This is a genomic window from Caulobacter sp. (genome assembly GCF_049283275.1).
GTDB lineage: Bacteria > Pseudomonadota > Alphaproteobacteria > Caulobacterales > Caulobacteraceae > Caulobacter.
Window position 1 is genome coordinate 1 of record NZ_JBAPVS010000120.1, and the last position, 10,418, is coordinate 10,418.

Genomic DNA, 10,418 nt, shown 5'->3' on the forward strand with positions numbered 1-10,418 from the left:
GGACGGCCCGGCTGAGGTCGGTGCGCAGGACGCGCCCCTCGCCGATGGTCAACGGACCCAGCTTGGCCCCGCTGAGGTCGGCCCGCGTCAGCTGGGCGCCGACCAGACGGGCGCCGCGCAGGTCGGCGCCGCGCAGATTGACCCCGCGCAGGTCGGCGTCGGCCAGGTTCGCGCCCTGCAGCTGGACGTCCTCCAGGTCCATGCCGAAGAAGATCGCGCCGGGCGCCGACAGGCCGGCCAACCGCCGCCCCCGCAACCGCTTCATCGGCCGAAAATCCGCCATCGGGATCTTGGCCACCGTCCCCTCTTGGCCCTCGCTGGTCACGTAGAGTTCGTGCGCCTGGAGGACCTCGTGCAGCGGCTCGTCGTCGATATAGATCAGCGCCGGCGGAGCGCGCAGCACCTGGGTCAGGTCGGCGTCGTCGAAGGTGGCCCCCGCCAGGTCGGCGCCGGTCAGCACGGCCCGGCGCAGCGAGGCGCCGCTCAGGTCGGCGTTGTGGAGATTGGCCTGGGAGAGGTTCGCGCCGTTCAGCACCGCACGATTCAGCCGCGCGCCCTGCAGGCTGACCCCGGCGAGGTCGGCGTCGGTCAGGTCGGCGACCTGGGCGAAGCCGTCGCCCATCTGCGCGCCGTCCAGCTTGGCGCCGTGCGTCAGGGCATGGTCCAGTTCGCCGCGCCGAACCCGGTGCTGCAGGATCTTGAAACCCTCGGCGCTGTTTTGGGTGGCGGTGACGCCCTCGCGCAGGTCGCAGCCGGAAAGGTCCGCGCGGCCCAGATTGGCCCCGCGCAGGCAGGCCCCCCGCAGGTCGCAGCGCGAAAGGTTGGCCTCGCGCAGGTCGGCGTCGCGCAGATCGGCCCCATACAGGGTGGCCCGCGTCAGGACGGCGCGCGACAGGAGCGCGCCGGACAGGCGGGCGCCGGTCAGGTCGGCCTCGGAAAGGTTGACCCCCTCAAGGTCGACATTGTCGAGATCGACATAGGAGAGATTGGCGCGAGCGCCCGCCGGCAATCCCGTCAGATAGCGCCCATGCGCCTCCACCGCGGCCTTCAACGCCTGGGGCGGAAGCGACCGGATCAGGTTCTGCTGAAGGGAAGGGACGGCGGACATGCGAAGAGCTCGTTTTCACCGAGCCTTGCAGGACAACTTTAAGGAAACGTTGGATTTTCCCGAAAAGTCAAAGCCATCCGCGCCTTTTGAACCACAACAGCGGCCCGCCGGCGGCGATGATCATCAGGAACAGCGCGAACGGGTATCCGTGCAGCCAGGCCAGCTCGGGCATGTGCACGAAGTTCATGCCGTAGATGCCGGCCACCAAAGTCGGCGGCAGGAACATGACCGAGAACACCGAGAAGATCTTGAAGATGGCGTTCTGCTCGATGTTGATCAGACCCAGGGCCGCGTCGAGCAGGAAGGTGATGTTGCCCGACAGATAGCCCGAATGGTCGGTGATCGACACCACGTCGCGCTGCAGCGACTTGAGGTGGTCGCGCCGCTCCTTGTCGCCCTCGAACTGGTCGGCCAGGGCCGCGAAGCTGAGCAGGCGGGCCAGGCTGACCAGGCTGTCGCGGGCCTTGGAGTTGATGATCTGGGCGCGGCCCAGGCGGTTGAGGATCGCCTCGAACGCCGCGCCGCGCGGGCGGCTGAAGATGATCCGCGACTGGACCTCGACCTCGGCGGCGGTGCGCTCGAGGATGTCGGCGGTGCGGTCGATCACCGCGTCCAGCAGCCCCAGGAAGGTCTGGGCGCCGGTGGGGCACAGGCTGGGCTGGCGCTCGGCCTGGGCGGCGAACGCCGCGAAGGACTTGGGCTCGACATAGCGGATGGTGACCAGCCGGTCGCCGGTCAGCACGAAGGTCACCGGCGCGGCCGTGGGCAGGTCGCCGTCGGCGTTGACCAGCACCGTGGCGGTCATGAACGTGCCGCCGTCTTCCTGGTAGAGGCGCGAGGACGCCTCGATCTCGGACATCTCCTCGCGGGTGGGCAGCAGCAGGCCGATCGATTTTTCAACCGCCACTTCCTCGGCGCGGGTCGGATCGACCAGCTCGATCCACACCGCGTCGGCGGGCAGCACCCAATCGGGCGTCAAGCCGCCGGATTCGAAACCCGGCGCGCCATGGCGCAGCACTCTCAGCATGTGGAGACAGCCTCGTTCACGCCCACGACCTCACGCTCTGGGCATGACCCAGAGCGCGCACGCCGTCAACGCGGGGCTTGGGTCTTGTCGGCGTCTTGGGACTGGGATTGAGCGATCAGGGCCGCGATCCGGTCGGTCGAGTCGGCGGCCTGGTTGATCATGTCCAGCGGCGAGGTGGCGCGAACCGAGGCGGCGACCTGATTGGCGGCGGACTTGGCCAGCGATACGGCGGCGTTCTGGGCCAGGGCCAGCTTGCTGGTCGCGGCGGCGATCGTGACCGCCTGGTTGTTCTGATAGATGAAGCCGTGGGTCGGATAGACCGTGGTGCCCAGGTCGCGGATCGGGTCGTACCAGACCTTCACCTCGCTCCAGTCGCCGGCCGGCGAGACGTCGACGACGGTGACGTCCTTCTCGACCTGGCCCCGGCCGCCGTCGATCACCGACCAGTTGGCGTGGGTCACCTGGATCACGCGGTCGGTCAGCACCTGGCTGACGAAGGCGACGTGGCCGAGGTTCATGCGGGCGGTGGGCTTGAAGCAGAGAACGGCGCCGGACTTGGGCGTGAAGCCCGTATCGTACTTGCCGACCGCCTGGCTCCACCACGTGCGGGCGTCGCCGAAAATCTGGATGCCCGACATCAGACGCGCGAACGGAACGCACTGCCAATAGCCGTCAGCAACCGCGCCGGACATCGGCACGAGGCTGATCATGGCGGCAGCGGCCAGGGAACCCCAGAGGGTTCTCGTCCGTTTCGTCATGCTGTGGGTACTCCCCGCGTCACTAGGGTTAAGGGATAACCCTCGCAGGGAAATATGAAAAGTCCGTTTATTCGGCTTTCGACGTGACAGGTCGTCGCCCCGGCCAAAATTTTCCTCAAGCTTTCATTCGATCCTGCACCGGTTTTCCGACCGCGCGGCATGACATTATCGAAAGCGTAACCACAGAAAGCCCGACCACGGCCAAGCATAGAACACCGGCTGTTCGCCGTCGATCTTTAGCGGCTCAAGCTCTGCATTGAACGCTGGTATCTCGCGCGGGACGCAGATCATCAAGGCCTGGGAAATGATCTGATCCGGGCAGGCGATCTGGGCCTCTGTCGCGGCCAGGATCCGATCGCGGCCCTGCCCGCCGGGGCCGAACAGGCACAGCAAACAGATATGGCTAAGCAGAAAGCCCGATAAGGCGCCTCGGAAAGCGGCGAACAGACCGTCGGGGCTTGATATTGGCGGCATCGAGCGTATGTCGGAATCTCGGTTCGGCGAAGCCTGGGGGCTTCCGTCGCGTTCCTTGCATGAACGGCGTCCGCGGAGGGGTGGACGATGACGCGTTTTCCGAGCCGGAATCTGGGTCTATGCAATGAACGAACTCCTCCACCTCGCCGCGAGCCCCGCCGCCTGGGCCGCCCTGGTCACGCTGATCGTCATGGAAGTCGTGCTCGGCATCGACAACCTGGTGTTCATTTCGATCCTCTCCAACAAGCTGCCGCCCGAACAACGCCAGAAGGTCCGCCGGATCGGCATCTCCCTGGCCTTGATCATGCGGCTGGCCCTGCTGTCGACCCTGGCCTTCATCGTCGGCCTGACCGCCCCGGTGTTCGACCTGGGTCTGACCGGTCCGCTGTCGCACGGCGAACCAACCTTCGAGACGGCCTTCTCGTGGCGCGACCTGATCCTGATCGCCGGCGGCCTGTTCCTGATCTGGAAGGCCACCAAGGAAATCCACCATAGCGTCGATCCCGACGCCGACGAATCGGCCCCGGACGTCAAGACCGCGGCGGTCTCCAATGTCGGCGGGGCGATCTTCCAGATCATCCTGCTGGACCTGGTGTTCTCGATCGACTCGATCCTGACCGCCGTGGGCATGACCGACCACCTGCCGATCATGATCGTGGCGGTGGTCGTGGCGGTGACCGTGATGCTGGTGGCGGCCGATCCGCTGGGCAACTTCATCAACGACAACCCCACGGTCGTCATGCTGGCGCTGGGCTTCCTGTTGATGATCGGCGCGGTGCTGATCGCCGAGGGCTTCGGGGTGCACGTGCCCAAGGGCTATATCTATGCCGCCATGGCCTTCTCGGCCGGAGTGGAGGGCCTGAACATGCTGTCGCGCCGCAAGGGCGGGAAGAAGCACTAGGTCGGAGATTGGAGAGGGAGCCGGGTTGGCTCCCTCTTGATCCGCTCATCCCGGCATTCGCCGGGATGAGCGGGTTTTTGAGCACCCTACAGGAAGCTGTACGGGTCCACGTCGAACACCACCCGCACCGAGTTGGGGACCTTGGCCCGGGCTCGCCAGGCGGCCAGGAAGCCCTGCAGGTCCACAGTCCGATCGGCCCGGACCAGGAACCGCTTCCTGCGCCGCCCTCGCACCAGGGACAGGGGCGCGTCGGCCGGACCGAACACCTCGACCCCCTCGGCGTTGGGCGTGGCGGCCGCCAGGGCGTTGCAATAGGCCTCCAGGGCCACCGGATCCGGCCCCGTGGCGATCACCGCCGCCAGCCGTCCGAACGGCGGCAGGCCGGCCTCCTGGCGCATGGCCATCTCGGCCTCGACGAAGGCGTCGCGGTCCTGGGCCTTGAGCGCCTGCAGCACCCCGTGCTCGGGCGCATAGGTCTGCAGCAAGGCCCGGCCCGGCTTCTCGTGCCGCCCCGCCCGACCGGCCGCCTGGGCCAGCAGCTGGAAGGTCCGCTCGCCGGCCCGCAGGTCGCCGCCCCGCAAGGAGAGGTCGGCGTCGACCACCCCCACCAGGGTCAGGTTGGGGAAGTTGTGGCCCTTGGCGGCCGCCTGGGTCGCCACCAGGATGTCGATCTCGCCGGCCGCCATGCTGTCGACCAGGGCCCGCGCCCCGGCCGCGTCGACCACCGTATCGGACGAGAACACCGCCACCCGGGCGTCAGGGAACAGGTGGCGCGCCTCTTCCTCGACCCGCTCCACGCCCGGGCCGATCGAGGTCAGGCTGTCCTTGGCCCCGCAGTGGGGACAGACGTCCGGCTTCTTCATCGAGAAGCCCGTCAAGTGGCAGACCAGGCGGCCGGTATAGCGGTGCTCGACCAGCCAGCTGTCGGTGTCGGGCGACTTCATCTTCTCGCCGCACGCCTTGCACAGCACCAGCGGCGCATAGCCCCGGCGGTTCAGGAACAGCAGGCTCTGCTCGCCCCGTGAAAGCGCCACCGACACCGCCTTGACCAGCGGCGGCGACAGCCAGCGGCCGGGCTCGGGCGGGGTCTCGCGCATGTCGATCAGGCCGATGTCGGGCAGTTGGGCCGCGCCGTGGCGGGCGCTGAGCCGCAGCCAGCGATAGCGGCCCTGCTGGGCGTTCCACAGGCTCTCCAGCGACGGGGTGGCCGAGGCCAGCACCACCAGCGCCCCCTCGATCTTGGCGCGGGCCACGGCCAGGTCGCGGGCCTGGTAGATGAAGCCCTCCTCCTGTTTGAACGAGCCGTCGTGCTCCTCGTCGACCACCACCAGCCGCAGCTTGCGGAACGGCAGGAACAGGGCCGAGCGGGCCCCGACCACGATCCGCGCCTTGCCGGTGGCCACGCCTTCCCAGGCCCGGCGTCGCTTGGGCGGCGAGACGCCCGAATGCCACTCGACCGGCGCCGCGCCGAACCGCTGCTCGAAGCGGGCGATCACCGCCTGGGTCAGGGCGATCTCGGGCAACAGGATCAGCACCTGGTTCTCGGGATCGGCGGCCAGGGCGGCGGCCACGGCCTCCAGATAGACCTCGGTCTTGCCCGAGCCGGTGACCCCGTCCAGCAGGGCCGCCTGGAAGCCGCCGACGCCCAGCATCTCGGACAGCACGTCGGCCGAGGCCCGCTGGCTGGGATTGAGCTTTTGCGGCGGCAGCGACAGGTCCGGCTGGGGGAAGCCGACGTCCGGTTCGATCCAGGTGACGGCCAACGCCCCCTCGTCGACCAGGCCCTTGACGACCCCCGCCGAGACGCCGGCGGCGGTCGCCAGGGCGCCCGAGGCCATCGGCCCGGCTTGGGCGGCGGCCAGCACCTTCAGGCGAGCCGGGGTCATCTTGGCCGGCTGGGTTCCGGTCAGGACCAGGGCCTTGTCGGGCTTGGCGGGCGGGTGGCGCAGGCCGCGCAGGGCCATGGCCAGGGGCCAGCCCGGAACGTCGACCGAATAGCGCGCCGCCCAGTCGATGAAGGTCAGGACGCCGGGCGGAAGCGGCGGATCATCGACCCGTTCCAATATGGGTTTGAGCGGCCGGTTGCCGCCCGTTCCGTCGCGCAGGGCCGTGACCACGCCGCGAATCACCCGCGGACCCAGCGGCACGGTCACGTGATCGCCGACCATGAGCCCCAGGCCTTCCGGCTCGGCGTAGTCGAACGCCTCGGGCAGCGGCATGGGCAGCAGGACGGAGGCTATGCGGGGCATGGGACCAGACATGAGGGACTTGGGTTCTGCCTTGGAAACATCCCCAGGTCGAGAGGAGCCGTCGCCGGTCCATCAAGCCGCTGTTAACCGACTTGGGGCTTCATCGGGGCTGTCCTCCAGCTGTAAGCGCATATGGGGACGACGTGTGAACGGAGTAGTCCCAGCCATGACCGACGCGACGCAAGCCAGGCAGCCCCTGCCGGTCGATCCCGCGGTCGTCCGCGACTTCCTGCTGGCCGAGCCCGGCTTCCTGCATAGCGATCCCGACCTGCTCAGCGACCTGGGCCTGCGTCCGGACGCCAGCAACATCGTCGATTTCGGCCCCGCCGCCCTGGCCCGTGTCTCGGCCGCCCACGAGCGCGAGGCCCTGGTCCGCCGCCATATCGAGGCCACCGCCCGCGCCAATTTCTCGGCCCAGGCCCAGACCCACGCCGCGGTGATCGATCTGCTCGACGCCCGCAATCATTCCGACCTGGCCCGCCGGGTCGACGAGATGGCCATCCTGCGCTTCGGCCTGGCCGCCGGGGTCGTGGTGCTGGAAGGTCCCGGCCGCGTGCCCGCCGGCTGGCACGGCCTGATCGCCGGCCAGATCGACATGACCATGGGCGACCACGGCGTGGCCCGCATGGGCTTCCACGCTCCGGCGCTGGGCCTGTTCGGCGAGCGCATGGAAGACATCAAGAGCATGGCCATCGTCCGCATGGCCCTGTGGGAGCCGTCGCGCCAGGGACTGCTGGCCTTCGGCTCGGCCGATCCGGAAGGCTTCACCGCCGACATGGGTTCGGACCTGGTGGCCTTCCTGGCCCGCGTCGTCGAACGCACGGCCGAGCGCTGGCCGATCCTGTGACCAGCGCCCGCCAGGCCCTGACCGCCTGGCTGGATCATCTGGCCAATGAAAAGCGAGCCTCGCCGCGCACCGTGCGGGCCTATGGCGACAACGTCCTGGCCTATCTGAACTTCCTGGAGCGCCATCGCGGCGAGGCCGCGTCGGTCGCCGACATGGCCGCGATCACAGCCGCCGAGCTGCGCGCCTATCTGGCCTTCCGGCGGGAAGGAGACACTTCTCAGGAAGAAGGGGGCCTCTCACCCCGCTCGCTGTCGCAGAGCCTGTCGTCGATCCGCGCCTTCCATCGCTATCTGGACCACCGGCTGGGCGCCCCCAACGCCGCCATCGGTCTGGTGCGCGGCCCGCGCATCAAGGTCGGCGCGCCCCGCCCCGTCTCCGAGGACCAGGCCCACGGCCTGATCGCCGAGCTGTCGCTGGATCCCGATCGCGAGGATTGGGAGGTCGCCCGCGACGAGGCGGTGCTGACCCTGCTGTGGGGCTGCGGCCTGCGGATCTCCGAGGGCCTGTCCCTGACCCGTCGGGACGCGCCGCTGGCCGACAGCCTGCGGATCACCGGCAAGGGCGGCAAGACCCGGATCGTGCCGGTGCTCGACATCGTCCGAGAGCGGATCGACGCCTATCTCGCCGTCCTGCCCTTCGCCCTGGCCCCCGACGATCCGCTGTTCCGCGCCAAACGCGGCGGTCCGCTGTCGCCGCGCCATGTCCAAGCGACGATGCAGACCCTGCGAAGCCGACTGGGTTTGTCCGACCGCGCCACGCCGCACGCCCTGCGCCATTCGTTCGCCACCCACCTGCTGGGGGCGGGCGCCGACCTGCGCTCGATCCAGGACCTGCTGGGCCACGCCTCGCTGTCGACCACTCAGCGGTACACCCAGGTCGATGCCGCGGGTTTGCTGGCGGCCTACGGCAAAGCCCATCCCAGGGCTTGAGGCTCTCCCCTTGATCCTCGCGACAGACTGGGTTGGGCGCTTCTAAACCCGTCCACGCAAGCGTTTGCCCTCGGTCCGGGTGCGGCGCCTGTGGCATTCCGTCGCGAACGCACGACCAAAGCCTTGCAATTAACTGCGTTTTTACGGCGTTGGCGGCTTCTGGCCTCAAGACCGGCGCCCGTCCCTTTCTCGGGCGCAGCCGGACATGGGGTTTGCGATGAAGTTCGACGATCTGAAAATCTCCACCAAGGTGGCCCTGCCGGCCGTCATCCTGACCGTGGTCGCCCTGGCCATTGTCGGCATGGGCGCCTGGCAGACGCAGAAGTCCGAGGCTGCGACCAAGGTGCTCGTTGAACAGCGCGCGCCGGCCGAATTGGCCGCGGCGCGCTTCAATCGCCGGGTGACGGCGATCGGCTACGCCGCCTATCGCACGGTCTCAAATGAGGGCGCCTCCAACGAAGCCAAGTCGGCGAGCGCGGAGATCGACAAGGTCTACAAGGACGGCAAGAAATACCTTGGCGAGCTGAAGGCGGCCGATCCCTCCTCGGCCAAGATCGTCGCCGGGTTCGGCGAGCGCCTGGACAAGATCTATTCCAGCGCGCGTCAGGGCGCGGACCTGGGCCTGCAGGACGCCAACGAGGCGGCCATCATGGTGATGGGCGTGATCGACCCGGACATCGCCAGCCTCACCTCGGACGTCAACACCTTCGTCAATACTCACGCCGACCAGACCGAGACCATGGTGGCCAAGGCCGCCAAGGAATCGGCCACCGGCTCGCTGATGAGCATCCTGTTTGGCGTGATCGCTTCGGCCGCCGCCATGGTCTTCGCCCTGTGGATCGGCCGCTCGAAGATCTCGGCCCCCCTGACCAACCTGTCCAAGACCATGGAAACCCTGGCCCAGGGTTCGGTCGACGTCGAGGTGGTCGGCGCCCTGCGCAAGGACGAGGTCGGCGCCATGGCCCGCTCGGTCCAGGTGTTCAAGGACAACGCCCTGGCCCTGCGCACCGCCGAGGCCGCCCAGCAGCGCGCCAGCGCCGAGACCGAAGCCGAACGCGCCCGCAACCAGGAAGCCGCCGAGGCCGCCGCCCGCGAGCAGGCCTTCGTCATGGAGCACATCGCCACGGGCCTGACCCGCCTGGCCGAGGGCAACCTGACCTATCGCGTCGACGCCGACTTCCCGCAGGCCTATCAGCGCCTGCAGAACGACTTCAACGGCGCCATCACCCAGATGGAAGACGCCATGCGCACCATCGTCCACGCCGCCAACAGCATCGGTTCGGGTTCGGACGAAATCGCCTCGGCCGCCGACGACCTGTCGCGCCGCAGCGAGCAGCAAGCCGCCAGCCTGGAAGAGACCGCCGCCGCCCTGGACGAGATCACCGCCACGGTGAAGCGTTCGTCGGCCGGCGCCGTGGAAGCCTCGCGCGTCGTCACCTCCACCCGTTCGGACGCCGAGCGTTCGGCCGTGGTGGTCCGGGCCGCCGTCGAGGCCATGAACCAGATCGAGAAGTCGTCGCAGTCGATCAGCCAGATCATCGGCGTCATCGACGAGATCGCCTTCCAGACCAACCTGCTGGCCCTGAACGCCGGTGTCGAAGCGGCCCGGGCCGGTGACGCGGGCCGCGGCTTCGCCGTCGTCGCCCAGGAAGTGCGCGCCCTGGCTCAACGCTCGGCCGACGCCGCCAAGGAGATCAAGACCCTGATCTCGACCTCCTCGCAGCAGGTCGGCCAAGGCGTGTCGATGGTCGGCCAGACCGGCGAGGCCCTGCAGGCCATCGTCGGCAAGGTCAGCGAGATCGACGCCCTGGTCAGCGAGATCGCCGCCGGCGGCGCCGAGCAGGCCACCGGCCTCAACGAGGTCAACGCCGCCGTCAACCAGATGGACCAGACCGTTCAGCAGAACGCCGCCATGGTCGAGCAATCGACCGCCGCCAGCCACGCCCTGAAGGGCGAGGCCAACGGCCTGATGCAGATGATCGGCCGCTTCCAGGTCAACGGCGCCCAGGCCGCCAGCACCAGTTCGGTCCGCCGCCCCACGGCCAACACCGCCGTGTCGCGTCCGGCCCCGCGTCCGCCGGTCGCCCCCGCCACCGCGACCAGCCGTCCCGGCGCCAACCCGGTC

General features: G+C 68.8%; 9 protein-coding genes. 4 read left to right on the forward strand and 5 right to left on the reverse strand.

Annotated features, from left to right (window positions below):
* The 4 genes from WAL33_RS05850 to WAL33_RS05865 all read right to left on the reverse strand — a co-directional run.
* On the reverse strand, window positions 1–1,108 hold a 1,108-nt coding region (locus WAL33_RS05850; RefSeq protein ID WP_422179401.1), incomplete at its 3' end, for a pentapeptide repeat-containing protein.
* 67 nt (window positions 1,109–1,175) lie between these two features.
* Entirely contained in the window at window positions 1,176–2,135 is a 960-nt protein-coding gene (locus WAL33_RS05855) for a magnesium transporter CorA family protein (protein WP_422179403.1), read from the reverse strand.
* A gap of 65 nt (window positions 2,136–2,200) precedes the next feature.
* Complete coding sequence (locus tag WAL33_RS05860; protein WP_422179404.1) at window positions 2,201–2,893, reverse strand: CHAP domain-containing protein; 693 nt, start codon at window positions 2,891–2,893, stop codon at window positions 2,201–2,203.
* A gap of 165 nt (window positions 2,894–3,058) precedes the next feature.
* Window positions 3,059–3,286 (reverse strand): hypothetical protein, encoded by a 228-nt coding sequence (locus WAL33_RS05865; RefSeq protein WP_422179406.1) that lies wholly within the window; start codon window positions 3,284–3,286, stop codon window positions 3,059–3,061.
* 205 nt (window positions 3,287–3,491) lie between these two features.
* On the opposite strand from WAL33_RS05865, the gene WAL33_RS05870 reads away from it, so the two are divergent.
* The gene (locus WAL33_RS05870) at window positions 3,492–4,268 is read left to right on the forward strand and encodes a TerC family protein (protein WP_422179408.1); all 777 of its coding nucleotides are present in this window, start codon (window positions 3,492–3,494) and stop codon (window positions 4,266–4,268) included.
* Between the two features lie 86 nt (window positions 4,269–4,354).
* Here the strand turns inward: WAL33_RS05870 and WAL33_RS05875 are convergent, their stop codons facing one another.
* Complete coding sequence (locus WAL33_RS05875; RefSeq protein WP_422179410.1) at window positions 4,355–6,517, reverse strand: primosomal protein N'; 2,163 nt, start codon at window positions 6,515–6,517, stop codon at window positions 4,355–4,357.
* A 166-nt stretch (window positions 6,518–6,683) separates the two neighbouring features.
* Between WAL33_RS05875 and WAL33_RS05880 the strand changes: the two genes are divergently transcribed.
* The 3 genes from WAL33_RS05880 to WAL33_RS05890 form a co-directional block, all read left to right on the forward strand.
* A complete protein-coding gene (locus WAL33_RS05880) occupies window positions 6,684–7,364 on the forward strand; it encodes a DUF484 family protein (protein WP_422179412.1) in 681 nt (226 codons plus the stop codon).
* Window positions 7,361–8,293, forward strand: coding sequence for a tyrosine recombinase XerC (locus WAL33_RS05885; RefSeq protein ID WP_422179414.1), 933 nt, complete (start codon window positions 7,361–7,363; stop codon window positions 8,291–8,293). Before WAL33_RS05880 ends, WAL33_RS05885 begins: the two co-directional genes overlap by 4 nt.
* A gap of 217 nt (window positions 8,294–8,510) precedes the next feature.
* On the forward strand, window positions 8,511–10,418 hold a 1,908-nt coding region (locus WAL33_RS05890), incomplete at its 3' end, for a methyl-accepting chemotaxis protein (protein ID WP_422179416.1).